The sequence below is a fragment of the Bacillus sp. 2D03 genome (genome assembly GCF_003946765.1).
In the GTDB taxonomy this organism is placed as follows: Bacteria; Bacillota; Bacilli; order Bacillales; family Bacillaceae_G; genus Bacillus_A; species Bacillus_A cereus.
In genome coordinates this window covers 102192-120705 of the sequence record NZ_RPSJ01000015.1, presented here as the reverse complement: position 1 = coordinate 120705, position 18514 = coordinate 102192, and the positions used below count along the sequence as shown (strand labels likewise).

The window sequence follows — 18514 nt, the reverse complement described above, 5'->3', positions numbered from 1 at the left end:
AGGAGGTATTTCTATTATTCTGGGAAAATAAAGCTAGAGTCCTCTCCACTATTAGCGGTATCTTCTTTCGGGAATGTAATAGTAGATCCTTCATTTCCCTTATTTCCTTTATTTATTTCTTGTTCCTCAGGAAATACAATGGAAGAATCATTACCTAAGTTTGGTGAAAAACCAAGTTTAGATAAAATAGCTTTTAAGTCAGGTAAAACACCAATTTTATCAGAAGTTGGATCATTTGATTTCGTTCCGGTGCTAGAATCACTTAAAATATCCCTAAGTTGACTTGGTGTATATACTCTCCCCTGATTATTTTTTGCTATTCCTTGAATTGATGCTGCAGCACCAGCAATAATAGGTGATGCGCTAGATGTTCCAGCAAAACTAGATGTATATAAATTTGTTATAAATTCACTTGGTTTAGCATCTGTAGTATCTACTGCATTCCCCCATCCATACACATCCACTCTACTACCGTAATTAGAGAAATATGAACGCTTATGAGGAACCCTTGCAGAAGCTGCCCCAACCATAATTGCCCCTGAATCTTTAAAATCAGGACTATTACGATTTAAAACTTGTTTACCATTACGGTCTCTAAATTGATCCAAGTCATTTCCGCCATTTGCACCTGCTTCAATAATAATAATTCCCTTATTTGTTCCCATACGAATTGCATCAAATATGTCTGGTTTTACTTCCACAGGAAAATAGTTCTTATCTCCATATCCATCGTAAGTTGCTTGTGCCTCTAGTAAAAGAATATCTCCAGCTTGCATATTGTTAACCGCACTTAAAATAGCATCAGCTGTATTATAATTTCCGTTATCCCTAATCTGGGATACAACCTTTACCTTAGCCTTCGGTGCGATCCCAATTCCACCTATGTTATTATCCTCTGCCGAAACAATTCCTAAGACTGAGGTACCATGATCATGGTGCTCGCTTTTATTCTGTCCAGATATCAATTCAATCTTTTGATTCACTAAATCCTCATGATTAAATAACCACCCATACTCCATATCTACGAAAGTAGTTCCTTTTCCATCTCCACCTTTTATGCTCCAGGCATAAGGTGCATTAATTCCTAATGGTGCTGGTTCAAGGTAACCTTGTCTTGTAAGTCTAGGCTCATCATATGGATTAACAGATAAATTTGGCAAACGCTCTGCTGGTGGCGCTTCTTCTTCCTGTAAATACGCCGTTTCAACAAGAGATGATTTTTCAATTTTTGTAAGTAATGCTTGTACATCAATATCATCTTGAGTTTCTATAATATAATAGTTTAGCAAATTAGAAGAAATATGATCGGAATCTTTTATTTCTTTACCAAGATTTTTAATTTCTTTAGGATTTAAAGAATTAAAAAGTCGATTTATAGTTACATTTGGATATTCAGCTAAAATTCCAATTAATTCAGGATCTTGTTTTTCTTCTTTAATGAATTTCTCTATTCCATCCTGATATGGTAAATTCACTTCATTTTTAAATTTTAAAATTAATTGTTTAGTAACTTGCTTATGTACAGTAGAATTCAATTGCTTATTTGAATAATTATAAGTAGCTGCGTAGGCAACTTCTGATTTTTCACTTGGAAGTATACTGCCTACTCCATTAAATGCTGTTAATGCAATTGAAGAAACTAGAATTCCCTTAAAAATTTTCAAAACGCACACCTCTTTTTATTTATATATACTTATAAAAAAATGTATATTACCTAATTTCTTTTTATACAAACGTTTTATATGTAGGACTATATTTTCAACTCCATTCATTCTTTAATATTTGTTTATACATCATTAATACAACCAATTCATACCAACAACTTTATTAATTCAGTCGCATCACTGTAACCAGTGTAGTTACACCTTGTGGAATAGTCAACCTTAAATGCAATTTTGCATGTAAAATCATACATACTTCTACCAACTTACTCCCAATTATTTCAAGAGAAGTTAAACTTCTATCATTTTGAGTAATTGCATATATATAATATAAAACATATAAGGGGGGTTAAAACGTGGTAATCTCAAGACAAGATTCCTGGACTGATGATAACGATTTACTTCTCGCATCAACAGTACTTCAGAATATTCGTAACGGTGGAACACAGTTAGCTGCATTCAAAGAAGTAGCAAAACTACTAGCTAGAACACCCGCAGCTTGTGGATTTCGTTGGAATTCATATGTGAGAAAACAATACCAAGAAGAAATACAACTAGCAAAACAAGACCGAAAAATGGGAAACAACAATCCCCTCTCCCCATCAGAAAAAGAAAAAAACTCTTTGTCTATTACATTAGATGATATTATTCTCTTTCTACAAAATTATAAAGATGTGAATGAATTGACAAAATTACAAAATCAAATTGAAGATTTAAAAACAGAGAATCAATCTCTTCTACAACGTATCACTATGTATGAAGAAGAATATCGTATGTTACTGAACCATATCGATAAGACAAGAAATTTAATTGCAGTGGATTAAACAGCATAACTATAATGACTTTCCAGTAGGATCTTCGCCCGCCAAAACCACCATCAATAAAGAAAATTCAGACTATTATTGGTAATAATAAGTAAAATACACATACATAATGTATGTGTATTTTACTTTGACTATTATTAAAAGAATTATTTAGTCTATGTTACATCTTTTCTAATATTTCTTGCCTTTCACACCATTTTGTTAGCTTTTCTAATGCTTTTTTAGATAAACGTTTTGTTTTATAATTACAAAACCTAGATAATGTAGACGGAGAAATACTCATTTCATCTGCTATTTCACGAATGCTTACCTTTTTTTCATTGTGTACTTTCAGTATTTTGTCACGGATCTTTTTCTCTATTTGTTCGACTGATTCTACAGTCTTCTTTATTTCTTTAACAACTGTTACTTCGGGTAATTGCTCTTGTGGTTCCTCTACAATCTTCTTTCCTATTACCCTATCCATTGACTGTAGCATTTCTTCAGGTGGCAAAATCGTTATTCCTAAGTTAGTGTAATAATTTTTAAACCAATTACGTTTCCCAATTTGTTGTTCATCCAGTGGGTCACTATACTCCCAATGAGAGATTACTTTTTCATTTTCTAAATCCATTAGAACGTTTTCTAACTGTTCTCTAATACGATTAGGCTTCCAATCTTTCGGGATATCCATTACTGCTAGCAGGCCTTTGTCCCCACCTATAGAATATGGCTTTTTCAATGATGAATACATTTGTCTAATTCTCCATTGCCATGTTAAGTATCGTATTAACCTTTTATGATATTTGTGTCTATAACTATTGTATTCAAGTGCTTTTTTAGACAATAATGCTGTTGTATTATTAGATCCGTATAAATAATTGGTTAAAAAGCTGCCTGGCTTAATACGACAAGATTCAATACCCATATATTCATTTGTAACACTATGTCTCCACAATACAACCGAATCTAATACAAATAATCGTTTAACAACCTCACGCTTTAATTCTAGTCGTTCCCCTTCATCTTCACGGTCATTTAATACTACGACTTCATTCTCATCATTTAAATAGATAAAAATACTTGCTAAAGCTGCAATTCTTTTTGCTATTTTAATTTTATCTTCCGCTCTATAGTATTCCTTATTTTTGACTACTGTTTTTGGAATGTTGCACATCTCTAAAACTTGCTCATAAGAAAAATCAATGAATTCGTCTGGAGATTTTGCTTCGTTTATCCATTGTATTGTAATTGCATCTAAACAATCTGCCGTTAAATCATCCATATTACTCATTACATCATCAACAAGAGTATTCCATCGAGCTGCTTCTTCTATATTAGTAAGTCTTAAATCTTCATCTTTGTGTGAAGAAAGCTGGGCTACACCATTAGAAGATTTTGTTTCAATAGGATATTGTAAAACCTTACTCAGTTCATCTTCTTCAAATTGATTTTTTGCAATCCCATCTCTTAGCTTATAATAAACAGCAGAGTTATTTACCTCATAATAATCCTCATGGTTTACTATACTTGTCTCTTCTATATTTTGATCATTTTCTACTATTATGGAACTTGAAGAAGCTATATTTTGGAATTCTTTGTCTATAAATCCTTCAATTTCTTTATATATTTCTTCCTTATAGGAATCAATTTTGGCATAAATTTGTACTAATGTAGTACCGGATTCTTGTTTTTTCTCTAGCCAAGACACTAATGCAGTAAATGATGGGGAAGCATGAGGTGATGTGAGTACTTTATTATTATTGTTTTCAACATCTTTAAAATATGCATTCCACTTATTCCATACTAGCTCGTTAGTTTTATAAATTGGCTCAGAGATTAACAATGCATCTCGAAACATTTGTAATAAGTTATCCACTTTCTTTTCCTCCCTAAACCATGGATCACAATTAAATAATTCTCAGTATAAAAATCTTAACTACTATTATATTTAATTTATTGTAACAGATATTTACAAATTTTTGTTTCTTTCTTCTCTATTCTGCTTTTCTTGCATTCCTTTTGCAACTTTCTTTCCTGAACTTGCAACATGCTGCTCTTTCTTTTCCCTATTTCTTCTTACTTGCATTTCTTTTGCGCTTTGCTTTCCTTAACTCCTTAACTTGCAACATACTGCTCTTTCTTTTCTCTATTTCTTTTTCCTACATTTCTTTTGCGCTTTGCTTTCCTTAACTCCTTAACTTGCAACAGGTTGCTTTTTTTCTTACCTATTTCCCCTTACTTACATTCCTTTTACGCTTTGCTTTCCTTATATTTCTCAACTTGCAACATACTGCTCTTTCTTTTCCCTATTTCTTCTTCCTACATTCCTTTTGCGCTTTGCTTTCCTTAACTCTTCAACTTGCAACAGGTTGCTTTTTTTCTTACCTATTTCCCCTTACTTACATTCCTTTTGCGCTTTGCTTTCCTTATATTTCTCAACTTGCAACATACTGCTCTTTCTTTTCCCTATTTCTTCTTCCTACATTTCTTTTGCGCCTTGCTTTCCTTAACTCTCCAACTTGCAACAGGTTGTTCTTCCTCTTACCTATTTCTCCTTACTTACATTCCTTTTGCGCTTTACTTTCCTTAACTCTTTAACTTGCAACAGGTTGTTCTTCCTCTTACCTATTTTCCTTTACTGACATTCTTTTTGCGCTTTGCTTTCCTTATATTTCTCAACTTGCAACATACTGCTCTTTCTTTTCCCTATTTCTTCTTCCTACATTTCTTTTGCGCCTTGCTTTCCTTAACTCCTCAACTTGCAACAGGTTGCTTTTTTTCTTACCTATTTCTCCTTACTTACATTCTTTTTGCGCTTTGTTTGCCTTATATTTCTCAACTTGCAACACGTTTGCTCTTTCTCTTACCTATTTCTAATCAACTTGCAACACGTTTGCGGTATCCTTTCCCTATCTCTTTCAACTTGCAACAGTATAATTTATTTCTCAACTAAGTAATTCTAAAAAAAATCATGTCATTTTAAAGTTTTTAAGCTATTTATCTCATATTTTTAATAAGTTACATACATAATATGCAACATGTTTGCGGTATCCTTTCCCTAACTTTCCTACCATTTTCACTCTAATCCTTTATATACCAAGGGTTTAGGTGCTTTTCTATTTACTTTTATACATATTACCCAACTTGCAACACGTTTGCGGTATGCATGCCCTTATTTCCCTCACAAGATGCAACACTGTTTGCGGTATCCTTTCCCTATTTTCATTCTATAAATGCCGACCAATCCTTTTATATCAAGGGTATTTATTACAATTCATTTTTAATGATTGCGTTCACTAACTTGCAACATGTTTGCGGTATCCTTTCCCTAACTTCCCTACCATTTTCACTCTAATCCTTTATATACCAAGGGTTTAGGTGCTTTTTCGCTTACTTTTATACATACCACATAACTTGCAACACGTTTGCGGTATCCTTAACACAAAAAAAAATCATGAAATTCTCTTATCCCTTGATACAACTAGCTTCATAAGCTGTTGCAAGTTGCTAATTTTCTTCTTAAAGGAGCACCTTTCATCATTTTTCGATTTGCTATAATCAAAATTGGTATATTTTATAGTATTTTGACATATATTTCTGAATTTGTAGAACGGAGGTGAAAAAGATGGGAAAATCATTTGTGATACGTAATCAACGTAGCTTAAATGGGAAAACAACAAACGCAGTTTTAGTAACACTCAAATCTTGGCAAAAGTTTGTGGAAACATTTGAGGAGAAATACTACAGCTATAAAGATACATATTTAGAAGATATTTTGCAGCACATGACATACGAAGAGCGTATTGCGGATGTAGAAGGTTTTGTTGAAAAAGCCAAACCATCTTTTTCACGTCGGGCAATGTCTACACTTGCAGAAAAAGCAGGACGAAAACATAAATTATACGGTATTACGAATGCTGATCTTGAAGTGTTCTTGTACTTACATAAAAAATGCTATACAAACGGCATCATTCCAAATGTAACCATACATATGATGTGGGAAGATTACAAGCAATATAAAGAAGAATTTGCTTATATCCAACACTCTCAATTCTATATCGCATTAAAGAAATTAAACTTACATAACATTATCTCCATTGAAAATGGAGTAGATGGCCGTTATACAATCAAACTCACTCATTTTATGAATGAGGAAACAGAAAAAGCAAATCCGTACGTATATATTAGTCCTGTTGTATTTACAAAGGATTTCTTTAAGCTATCTGTAGCAGCTAAGAAACTATTCTTAGACATCGCAATGCAACAACATACGGAAACAACATTAAAGCGTTCTTTAGACAAGCAGGACGAAAGAGGAAACAAAACTCACTTCGGTGGGATGTATCGTTTCTTACATAAAAAATATCCGCATCAGATCCGTGCGGTTATCGATGAATTAACAACTGCATTACCATGTACGGGGAATCCCCTATTCAAAATTTGCAAAATGCAAAAAGGTGTAAAGCATACAAAACGATATACAACATTATATCTGTCTATCCATTCAGACTTCTTATGTTCGAAAGAAGCTGGAGAAGAACAACATAGGGATCCATTTACACCAAAAGCTACCTATGCTCGAAAAGCGAAATTTATCGAAGCAATCCTACAAGAGATGAATATCGGTGAACTTTCTGCAGACATGAATAAATTCATTCATGTATTAAAGCATACTTGTCATCGTCAAATTCGCAGTGTAATTCACGGACTACGTGACATGGTTGATCGAAAAGAAGGATATCCAACGAAAATTGTATATACATTGAAGAAACTATTGCATCAGACATCTCAATATCAAATTCTCGATACAGCAGCAAAAGAAGGTATCTACCCTCTTATTGCGCAGCATATACCAAAAGAGAGAAATAGCGAACGTGAGCAAGCTATCTTTAATTTCGGCCTACATTATTCTATGTACTCTCTTCGTAACATTAAAAAGATGTTTAAAAATGTGCATGCATTATTGAAGCAGAAGTTTGCGGTACCAGTAACAGAAGAGTCTTATCACCGTAATTATCTAAAATACCAGGAAGAAACGTTATTTAGAAAATATGCATATGATCAAGGAGTGAATCTCCATGCATATATCGCTTTAGAAATTGAAATGCGTGAAAAACTAAAAGTTCGTGGCCATAAAGAACGCACAATTCCAAGTGATGTGCGCGAATGGTTTATCGAGGCAATTGATAAGCTGCCACAAGAAAAACTTCGTGTGATTGAGCTACCAAAGCAGTTTAATTTACTAGAGTTTATGCGTACCTTCGAACGTTTAGTACGTGCTGGTGTAACAATAACAGCTCCAGATCAGGTGCTACACGCAATGGAAATAAAATAATAGTAACGAGCTCTCTATTTTTGAAAAAATCGAAATTAGAGGGCTATTCGTAGTTGTTTCATTCATACTCTTTTTCTACTACTCTATTTATAAATACAAAATCAGAAGGACTTCATGTAAAATGAAGTCTTTTTTTATGCACTTCTATACAAATTCTCTTCTAGCACTATATAACTCTCCACATAGTGCCAGGGAGTATTCTTCTAATGTAATAAAACATACCTCATAATACCTACAAAAAATCAAAAATAAAATTATAAAAATAGTGGATATGAGGACAAATATACTCGAATGTGAATAGTATTTTTCTGACATCATTGTAACTACTAGTGTTGTTGTATATATCTAATAAAAATCATCAATAATAATGTGAGTTATGTGTAAATACTGAGTAATGTTAACAAATAACTACATTTTCTGAACAAAATGTGGATAATTGAACGTTAAATACTGCTTATTTACCAAAATAAAGTAAATGAAGCTTATTTCCATAGTTGAATAAATATAAAGTAATTTGTATCAATTTCTTTCCGATTTCATGTAGAAACATATGATTTTCTTTCTGCTTTTTTGTAGAATTGAAAGTCTTATAATTATTGAATCTACGGATACATTTTTTACTATTTATGATTTTTTACGTGCTAACATCAAATTTTCCCTTGTGGGAGTAGAGTTTCCCCCTATTTTTGATAACCTATAATAGTTTTATCTTTATTTCTTTTTAATATATAAGATATATATTTATAATAGATTTTATTATTAGTAGTATGAGTGTTAATAAAATGTCAGATCTAATCAAAAAAATTTAATAATAAGGATCTTTAATAATGTCCATAGTATTTTTCTAAATGAAAAAAGCCTAATAGCTGTGCTAGTTATTCACATTATTTTTTAGTTGTAATATCTAAATATAAGCCCTCGTGCCTATTTATTTTAATATCTTTACTACAGTACAAGCGATGATAGTAAATTTTCTCTCATTACATATGTCTTGTAATGTTCTTAATACCATTTGTCCATTATGCATAAATTTAATTTGTTCGGATGTATTTAACTTTTGAATATTTAGATATTCCATACAATCGCAATCATAGATCGTTTCCTTTAAATAAACCCCTATTGTTTCATGAGAAAAACGAGCACAAATTATGTGCTTTTTCATTTAGTGTACTATTAGCCTCCGATGTTCTATATACAAGTGATTCCTAACTTGAATGCAACACAAAAAGAACTTCTTCAAGTCGATTAAATATGTGCATAGCAAAATAAGCTATATATACACTAATCGACTCAAAGAAGTCCTTTCACAATTGAAACAAGATGAAACTTGTTTATACAACTCAACTACAATAAAAAAAGGTGAAGCTCTTGATACAACTCCACCTTTTTAGTATACTTCCCTATTTTTTCGAAGAAACAGGATCCATTTTTAATGTTTTTATTCCTTCTTTTAATGTAAATGCATCTGCTCTTAATGTTTTCCAACTATCTTTTGCTGCATTCAGGTTAGGTTTTAAAAATTTAAATTTATTTTGATCTGCCTTTTGGGATGCTTTATCAATATGATTAAGTACTCCTGAATATTGAGAATCTAAATCATGCCATTGTGCTGACATATAGGTAAGAGCATTAATAGCTGATCCAATTGCATTTTGCATTTCAGCAATATTATTATACGCAACCCCAACTACACGATTTAATGTTATTTTATAGTCTACCGTTTGCCGTAATTGCGCTAATAACGGCTCTAACGTACCTAAATTATTTCTTGCAACCCCAATCATTACACCGCCAGCAATCCATGTAGGAATTGAGGGAACTGATACAGTTATTATTCCATCCGACTCTACTTGTTTAAAATGTCTTACTTGCTCTAAAACATCATTTAGGCGTTTTTCATCTTCATCTATTCCAGATGCTTGATTTTTTAAAATCGATTGCAAGATATCTTTATGACCTCCAAATGCTCGGACATCTTCTCCAATACTATCTCTTAACTTAGCTAGTTCTTGTATTAAATTCTGTGTATATGCTTGGTTTTGTTTAATCTCACCTTGTAAATCTGTAATGCCTTCTTTTAATGTATCTGCATCTCCTTCATTAATTGCTTCTACTAATGTATCGTAATAATTGTCAAATGTGGTATCATACTCTACAATTCCTGTAAGGGTATCTAAAAGTTGTTTTTTTATGTGCGCATCCCATTTTGTAGCATGCTCTCTTGCATTCTTTTGATCTTGTGCAATTTGACTAGGTAGATTTGTATATCCTTTAATATCAATTCCTTCAAAGTTAACATCTGGATTATTAATTAACAAATAAGAGTAATCATTCATGGATTTTGCAAATACCCCAGCATCTTGCAAAGCTTTTTTCATCTTTTCACTGTTTACAGAAAGAGATATATCTTCCGTACTGGTTTGTTCTATTTTACTTTCACTTGCAAAAGCAGCTACTGGTGAAACTACAGTAGTTGTTGTCAGGGTTAAAAACGTCGATACAGCAAGTAGTTTATAAGGAAAATTATTATTCACTTTAATTCCTCCTATGAATATATATTGATTTTTAGTTTGTTTTTTCTTGTTTAAAAGCAATGTCTTTGGAAATGAATTCTGCGTCCTTATGAATATCATTCCAACTTTGTTTAGCAGCTTTTAAATCGTCAGGTATTAACGAAAGTTTATGTTCTTGCATTTGATCGATATTATCATATAAATCTTTATAATTAGCCCCCATTTTATTCCATTGTTGCTGAATACTTGTTAGAGACATGATTGCTTGGTCCACTGTCTGATACAAATATGTTAGAGTGTCCTTGGTATTAGTAAGTGAAATAACCGCTTGATTAGCCAGATCAGCTTTCATACTTAATTCTCCGATTTTATTCGAAATTTCATTATAAGAATTCATATGATTAGATGCCTCGACACCAGCTGCTGTTCCTAAACCGATACCAGCGGCTCCTAGAGCTGTAAGACCACCAACAACAGCTGGTGTAGCTGTACCACCCGTCACAACAATTACTACTGCTCCTGCAATCGTTCCAATAACTAAAATAGCAGCTCCTAATCCACCACCAATTGACCAGGCTAATACATTATCAAAATGTGATTTCTGTGTAGAACGTAAATTCTCAATTTCGGCCTGAAGTTGTGGGACTAGTGCTTGTTTTCCCGCTAATATAGCCGTCAATCCGCCCTGTCCATCTGGACCACCAACATTATTTTTAAAATCTACAGTATTTGTATACAACTTTGTTTTAAAAGCCTCTAACATCTTAATGACTTCCGTAACATCATTTGAATTTGTATGAATTGTATCGATTAAATCCCCTATTCCTTCTTTGAGGCTCACCTTATCTTTCTTTTTTACAGTGTCTACTAATGTGTCGTAATAGTTTTGAAATTGCTCATCATAATTTACAATATTACGTGCTGTTTTTTGAATGTTTGGCTTCGCTGTATCTAACCAGTAATTTGCATTGATTCGTGACAGTTCCTGATTTAGGTGAATATTTTTGATTAATTCTCCTCCTCCGGAACCTAAATCAATATTGGATAAATTTACATTCGGTTGCTTAATCATAGTTTTTGCGTACAAATCCATTACAAGAATATGAGAGCCTGTTTCAGCCAACGCTTTCTTTAATCCATCAGGTCCTAACGCATAATTTTCTATTTTCTGTTCCTGAGCTGTCTGTTCTTGTGCAAGTGCATGAATAGTACTACCATTCGTAGCAGTTATAACCGTTGCTAAAGTGGCTAAAGTTATAACCTTAAATGGAAATTTCATCATTTGATCTCCTCCTTATTTTCAGTTGCAATATAATCTTTTTGATAAACATATGTTCTTAATATTAGAATTTATAAACTTGTTCTTCGAGTTGAGTTGTTACACTTTTTAATCGTCTTAATGTATCTTTTTGAGACTGAGTGTTATTGGCATCAACTTCAGTCGATAATTTTGTAATACTATTATTTATTAGATCCAAATCCTCTTTGTAACGTTTCATTAGCTCAATTTCTCCATCTACTTGGTTAGCAAATGTATGCAAATCATTTTGCATGAAAAGAATCATTGATTTTTGTAAATCCACTACAGTTAATTTAGTTGTTAAGTCATATAATTTCTGATTTTGTTTCTCTAAATCATTTAAATATGCACGTTGCTCTGCTGTTAGTTTATTAATTTCAGCAAAAGTATTATATGTTTTTTTTATTTTTTCAGGATCAATCACTTTCATAAGATCATACTCTTTCGTTTTTGTAACTGCAGCTGCAGCAATTTCACCTTTTTTACTTCTCTCTATTGCTTCACGTGCTTCTTTTTTGGCAGCCTCAATTTCTATAGCTGATTTTCCCTTTTCTTTTGCTTCTTGCTCTGCTTTCTTCTCTGCGTCTACAATAGCATTGTTTATTTCTTTTCCTTTGTTATACGCTACTACTGCTGTTTGAGCAGCCGGTTCAATGATATCTTTCGATAGACTATAAATTTCTTGGAATACCTTTAGCCCTTGTTCATTTAAGGCTCCTGGTAATAATGCTATTTGCTGTAAATCATTTTGAATTGATTTTTTTGTATCTAGCATTTCTGTTTTTAACTTATCTATTTTTCCTGTTCCCTCTGAACTAAGGATACTCTGTGCTTTTATCACATCGGAATCAAGATTTTTCAACTTTTTATTTACCTGTAGTTTTAGATCTATTAACTCATTAATTTGACGTTGCACACTTTCTTGGTTTGTTATGGTCATGTCTTGAAGGACTTCCAGTCTATCTGTAAACCCATCTTTATCTTCCTTATTATCTACAAACCCTTTTAATGTTGGATAATAACTATTAAATTTAGTTACAAATCCTTTACTTTTTGAATTTAATAGAATAAATTTTGGATAAAGTTCGGATGACCACTCTTTCATATCTTGTTTAATTAGAAATTGATTTGTATTTAAAGATGGAACTTCTTCAAGTTGTACATTCGGACTTGCTAAGGCTCCATCTATAAAGGTTTGTGTTAATTTGGAGTGTGCACCTATTTTTCTTAATGCTGAGGAAATATCTATATTATCTTGTTTCATTTCTGCCCGAACGATTGGCATTGCGAGTGTATTGATAGGAATAGTAGCACCAGAAACCATTGATGTTATTAAAAATCCTGCCATAATTTTATTCTTCATTCCGTACACCTCTTCACTATTATTTTTTACGATATTAATCGTGTATGTTGTAAAATCTAACGTTAGAATTTCTCCTCTCGTACACTCGATTTTTTAATAGAGCGTAAAGACTTTACTTCCCCATCATTTAAACACTATTTTTTTCATAAGTAAACTAGAAAATCGCATATGTTATATTTGATTTTTCTGATATTAAATGTTTTGTTTCATTAAAGTTATACTTAAAAAATTTAAGTGTAACTTTAAATTCACTAGGTGAAATAATTATACTACGATAATTAAATGAAAAATTTAATGATATAATTCAATCTTAATGTATATCTTTCTAAAAAATGATTTCAATATAATTTTATGGTTTTTTATGTATATATGTACTTTATATGAATATGTAAAATTACATATTCATAAACGAAGTGATCCATAAAATTGAACCAAACAGTACTAGATTCAGAATAGGATAGACTTACTAAAAAAACTTCTTGTCTATAGAAGAATTTTTTACTATGATTTCACTAATCTATTAAGAGTATTATCGATTATTATTTATAGATTAAACCCCATTAAAGCAAAAAAAGATGTCCTAGTACCATATCTAGGACATCCCTTCACTTTACTCTTCTTATACATAATTTGTAAGCTTATTCATTACATTTTATCGATTATAACTTGCCTTTTATACCAACGGTTCAACTTCTCTTTAGCAACACCTGAAAGACGCTTAGTTTTTTGATTGTAGAACCTAGAAAGAGTAGGTTGTGATATGCCTATCTCTTCTGAAAGCTCCCTCATTGTTATATTCTTCTTCGTATGCAAAAATATAATCTTTTCACGGATTACATATTCACTTTCATCCACACTTATGGGCTTACTTTCTTTCTTGGTAACAGCTTTTTCCACTTGTATCACATTGGTATTATTCTTTTTAGGTAGATCCTCCATTGCATTCATTAACTCTTTAGGTGGAAATATCCTAATACCTAACTGTGAATAATAATTTTTAAACCAATTCTTTTTTGTTAATTGCTCTTCATCTAATCCATTCTCATACTCCCAATGTGAAATAACCTTTTCACGTTCTAGATCCATTAAGACATTTTCTAATTGGTCTCTGATTCTATTAGGTTTTTGATTTTGTTTAATATCCATTACTGCTAATAGTCCTTTATCCCCACCTATAGAATAAGGCCTGCTTAAACTAGAAAACATTTGTCGAATTCTCCACTGCCATGTTAAATAACGAATTAGTCTTTTGTGATACTTATGCCTATAACTATTGTATTCCAGTGCTTTTTTAGAAAGTAATGCGTTTGTACTATTTGAACCATATAAGTAGCTTGACAAGAAACTACCTGGTTTAATTCGGCATGATTCTATTCCCATGTATTCATTTGTATTTTTATCTCTCCAAAGCACCACTGAATCAAGCACAAAAAGCCTTTTTATGATTTCACGTTTTACTTCGTAATGTTTACCCGGTTCTGCACGATCACTTAAAACTACAACCTCATTTTCATCATTAAGATATATAAAAATACTTGCTAAAGCAGCAATTCTTTTAGCAACTTTAATCTTATCTTCAGCTCGATAATATTCAATTCCATTAGCTTTTGCCTTAGGAATACTACACATTTCTAAAACTTGTTCATATGAGAAATCAATGAACTCATCTGGTGATTTAGCCTCATTCAACCATTGAATAGTGATAGAATCCAGACAATCTGCTGTTAAGTCATCCATATTACTCATAACACCATCCACGAGTGTATTCCACCGAGCTGCTTCCTCTATGTTTGTTAACCTTAAATCTTCATCTTTATGAGAAGAAAGTTGAGCCAGTCCATTACTATCCTTTGTTTCAATTGGATATGACTTTATTTTCGTTTCTTCATCCTCTTCAAATTGATTTTTCGCAATTCCATCTCTTAATTTATAATAAACAGCAGAGTTATTAACCTCATAATAATCATTTGGTTTTACTCGTTTATCATCCTCTAACGGAATAGTTTCCATTTCATTGTTACTCTTTATGGACCTTAAGAACTCCTGGTGAATAAATAAATCTATTGCTTCTTGTATTTCATCTTTATATTGATCTATCTCTGTGAATATTTGTAATGAAGAAACTCCTCTTTTTTGCTGCTTTTCAAGCCATTGTACTAGCATTGAAAAAGAAGGAGAAAGATATGCAGAAGTTACTATTTTGCTGTTATCTTCTTTCACATCCTTATAATAAGCATTCCATTTATCCCATAATGTCTCGTTATCTTTATAAAGTGGTTCCGATATTAATAATGCATCACGAAACAATTGTAGAACATTATCCATATGTCCCCCTCCTTCTTCCTTAAATTTTTAAAATCTTATTATTTCAAGTTGAAATAATATAGCTATATGAATTCCCTTATATAAAAACATGAAAAAATATCAGAATTTTCATTCTTTTAACCTCGCTATTAATGATGTTTCATCACGTAGCATTGAAGTTTTTTCTTTTATTTATTATATAGAACAACAACAATTTGTAAAACATAGCTATTGTATAGCCTACTTTATAATAACATTAGCACCATTAAATAAGATTATTTTCATATAAACATGAAAATCTATAGCGGTATCATGTCCCTTTCGAGATAAAGATGAAAATTGTATCAATATCTTTATTAAAAATAATAAACGAAAAATTTTTTTCATTAACCCCTACATCCCTGATATAAAAGGATTTGTTCAATCCTCTTAATATTCGATATGAAAACTTATAGCTATATCATGTCCCTTTCGAATTTATCTTGAAAGGCTTAAAACTACCTATATATCAATGTTTAGAATGCTATTTTTCATTTTAAAAGTTCTTTCCCCTACATGAAAACTTGTAGCTATATCATGTCCCCTTATTTCAAAAACATGAAATACAAAATAGCTATATGGTGTCCCTTTCGAAAACTCTAACATTTGATATGAAGCCTATCACATCAACGATTTAAAGCTATCCTCCTAAAATCCATAGAACAAAAAAGATGAAAATCTACAGCGGTATCATGTCCCTTTTGAGATAATCTAAATTCATTAAAACCATTATTAAATCAAGCATTATAAAGGTTATCACTTCTAGTTCTTTTCTTTCTAGAAAGATGAAAATCTACAGCGGTATCATGTCCTTTATTTTTTTTAGCATATTCATGAAATCCCTTGGGGCACTAAGCTTCAGGGAGGTTTTCATCTTTTCATATTTCGCCTTAAAGGAGGACATTTTTACAAAATTCGATTTGCTATAATCAAAATTGGTATATTTTATAGTATTTTGACATATATTTCTGAATTTGTAGAACGGAGGTGAAAAAGATGGGAAAGTCATTTGTAATACGAAATCAACGTAGCTTAAATGGAAAAACAACAAATGCAGTTTTAGTAACACTCAAATCTTGGCAAAAGCTTGTGGAAGCATTTGAGGAGAAATACTACAGCTATAAAGATACATATTTAGAAGATATTTTGCAGCACATGACATACGAAGAACGTATTGCTGACGTAGAAGGCTTTGTCGAAAAAGCCAAACCATCTTTTTCACGTCGCGCAATGTCTGCACTTGCAGAAAAAACGGGAAGAAAGCATAAATTATACGGTATTACGAATGCTGATCTTGAAGTGTTCTTGTACTTACATAAAAAATGCTATACAAACGGCGTCATTCCAAATGTAACCATACATATGATGTGGGAAGATTACAAGCAATATAAAGAAGAATTTGCTTATATCCAACACTCTCAATTCTATATCGCATTAAAGAAATTAAACTTACATAACATTATCTCCATCGAAAATGGAGTAGATGGCCGTTATACAATCAAACTCACTCATTTTATGAATGAGGAAACAGAAAAAGCAAATCCGTACGTATATATTAGTCCTGTTGTATTTACAAAGGATTTCTTTAAGCTATCTGTAGCAGCTAAGAAACTATTCTTAGACATCGCAATGCAACAACATACGGAAACAACATTAAAGCGTTCTTTAGACAAGCAGGACGAAAGAGGAAACAAAACTCACTTCGGTGGGATGTATCGTTTCTTACATAAAAAATATCCGCATCAGATTCGTGCGGTTATCGAGGAATTAACAGCTGCATTACCATGTACGGGGAATCCCCTATTCAAAATTTGCAAAATGCAAAAAGGTGTAAAGCATACAAAACGATATACGACATTATATCTGTCTATCGATCCAGACTTCTTATGTTCGAAAGAAGCTGGAGAAGAACAACATAGGGATCCATTTACACCAAAAGCTACCTATGCTCGAAAAGCGAAATTTATCGAAGCAGTCCTACAAGAGATGAATATCGGTGAATTGTCTGCAGACATGAATAAATTCATTCATGTATTAAAGCATACTTGTCATCGTCAAATTCGCAGTGTCATTCGTGGGCTTCGTGATATGGTTGATCGAAAAGAAGGATATCCAACGAAAATTGTATATACATTGAAGAAACTATTGCATCAGACATCTCAATATCAAATTCTTGATACAGCAGCGAAAGAAGGTCTCTACCCTCTTATTGCGCAGCACATACCAAAAGAGAGAAATAGTGACCGTGAGCAAGCTGTCTTTAATTTCGGTCTACATTATTCTATGTATTCTCTTCATAACATTAAGAAGATATTTAGAAATGTACATGCACTACTGAAGCAGAAGTTTGCGGTACCAGTGACGGAAGAGTCTTATCACCGTAATTATCTAAAATACCAGGAAGAAACGTTATTTAGAAAATATGCATATGATCAGGGCGTTAATCTCCATGCATATATCGCTTTAGAAATTGAAATACGTGAAAAACTAAAAGTTCGTGGCCATAAAGAACGCACGATTCCAAGTGATGTACGTGAATGGTTTATCGAGGCAATTGATAAGCTGCCACAAGAAAAACTTCGTGTTATTGAACTACCAAAGCAGTTTAATTTACTAGAGTTTATGCGTACCTTCGAACGTTTAGTACGTGCTGGAATAACAATAACAACTCCAGATCAGGTGCTAACCGCAATGGAAATAAAATAATAGTAATGAGCTCTCTATTTTTGAAAAAATCGAAAGTAGAGGGCTATTCGTGTTTGTATAATTAGTAATCCATTTCTGCTACTCTACTTATAAATACTAAATCGAAATGACTTCATATAAAATGGAGTCATTTTTTATGCACTTCTATACAAATTCAATTCTAGCAATATATAACTCTCCACATAATACTAGGGAGTATTCTTCTAATGTATTAAAACCTATCTTATAATACCTACAAAAAATCAAAAGGAAAATTATAAAAATAGTGGATATGCGGACAAATATGGTTCATTGTGAATATAATCTTTCTAAAACCATTGTAATTACTAATGTTGTTGCATTTATCTAATAAAAATCATCAATAATAATGTGAGTTATGTGTAAATACTGAGTTATGTTAGCAAATAGCAGCCTAATCTGGATAAAATGTGGGTAATTGAACGCTAGATACTGCTTATTTACCAAAATAAAGAAAATAAAGCCTATT

At 32.1% G+C, this 18514-nt stretch carries 8 protein-coding genes and 2 pseudogenes; 3 read left to right on the top strand and 7 right to left on the bottom strand.

The features are described from left to right. Positions 1–14: 14 nt before the first annotated feature. Positions 15–1664: a S8 family peptidase gene (locus EBQ15_RS26740; RefSeq protein WP_000688778.1), complete on the bottom strand. Its 1650-nt coding sequence runs from the start codon at positions 1662–1664 to the stop codon at positions 15–17. Positions 1665–2017: 353 nt separating this feature from the next. Here EBQ15_RS26740 and EBQ15_RS26735 point away from each other — a divergent pair, with 353 nt between their 5' ends. Next, positions 2018–2485: an RsfA family transcriptional regulator gene (locus tag EBQ15_RS26735; RefSeq protein WP_000237073.1), complete on the top strand. Its 468-nt coding sequence runs from the start codon at positions 2018–2020 to the stop codon at positions 2483–2485. A gap of 160 nt (positions 2486–2645) precedes the next feature. Here EBQ15_RS26735 and EBQ15_RS26730 read toward each other — a convergent pair whose 3' ends face one another. Beyond that, the gene (locus EBQ15_RS26730) at positions 2646–4343 is read right to left on the bottom strand and encodes a helix-turn-helix domain-containing protein (RefSeq protein WP_000369383.1); all 1698 of its coding nucleotides are present in this window, start codon (positions 4341–4343) and stop codon (positions 2646–2648) included. 1749 nt (positions 4344–6092) lie between these two features. On the opposite strand from EBQ15_RS26730, the gene EBQ15_RS26720 reads away from it, so the two are divergent. Further along, positions 6093–7802, top strand: a complete 1710-nt coding sequence (locus EBQ15_RS26720; RefSeq protein WP_033693021.1) for a hypothetical protein — start codon at positions 6093–6095, stop codon at positions 7800–7802. Positions 7803–9202: 1400 nt separating this feature from the next. On the opposite strand, the gene hblA is transcribed toward EBQ15_RS26720, so the two are convergent. From hblA to EBQ15_RS32140, 5 genes and pseudogenes are all read right to left on the bottom strand, one after another. Then, entirely contained in the window at positions 9203–10336 is a 1134-nt protein-coding gene (gene hblA, locus EBQ15_RS26710; RefSeq protein WP_001063470.1) for a hemolysin BL binding component B, read from the bottom strand. Between the two features lie 31 nt (positions 10337–10367). Then, a complete protein-coding gene (hblD, locus tag EBQ15_RS26705; protein WP_000975323.1) occupies positions 10368–11597 on the bottom strand; it encodes a hemolysin BL lytic component L1 in 1230 nt (409 codons plus the stop codon). 61 nt (positions 11598–11658) lie between these two features. After that, positions 11659–12978, bottom strand: a complete 1320-nt coding sequence (gene hblC / locus EBQ15_RS26700) for a hemolysin BL lytic component L2 (RefSeq protein WP_000790990.1) — start codon at positions 12976–12978, stop codon at positions 11659–11661. A 645-nt stretch (positions 12979–13623) separates the two neighbouring features. Beyond that, positions 13624–14940 (bottom strand): annotated as a pseudogene (locus EBQ15_RS26695) (helix-turn-helix domain-containing protein); the annotation flags it as partial. A gap of 71 nt (positions 14941–15011) precedes the next feature. Then, a pseudogene (locus EBQ15_RS32140) lies at positions 15012–15303 on the bottom strand (hypothetical protein); the annotation flags it as partial. 1014 nt (positions 15304–16317) lie between these two features. Here EBQ15_RS32140 and EBQ15_RS26685 point away from each other — a divergent pair. After that, complete coding sequence (locus tag EBQ15_RS26685) at positions 16318–18027, top strand: hypothetical protein (protein WP_033693023.1); 1710 nt, start codon at positions 16318–16320, stop codon at positions 18025–18027. The last annotated feature ends 487 nt before the right edge of the window (positions 18028–18514 follow it).

Bases quoted from the DNA above. Each gene is read 5' to 3' on its own strand.
- hblC (WP_000790990.1), bottom strand. From the start codon at position 12,978: ATGAAGAATAAAATTATGGCAGGATTTTTAATAACATCAATGGTTTCT.
- EBQ15_RS26720 (WP_033693021.1), top strand. From the start codon at position 6,093: ATGGGAAAATCATTTGTGATACGTAATCAACGTAGCTTAAATGGGAAA.
- hblD (WP_000975323.1), bottom strand. From the start codon at position 11,597: ATGATGAAATTTCCATTTAAGGTTATAACTTTAGCCACTTTAGCAACG.
- EBQ15_RS26685 (WP_033693023.1), top strand. From the start codon at position 16,318: ATGGGAAAGTCATTTGTAATACGAAATCAACGTAGCTTAAATGGAAAA.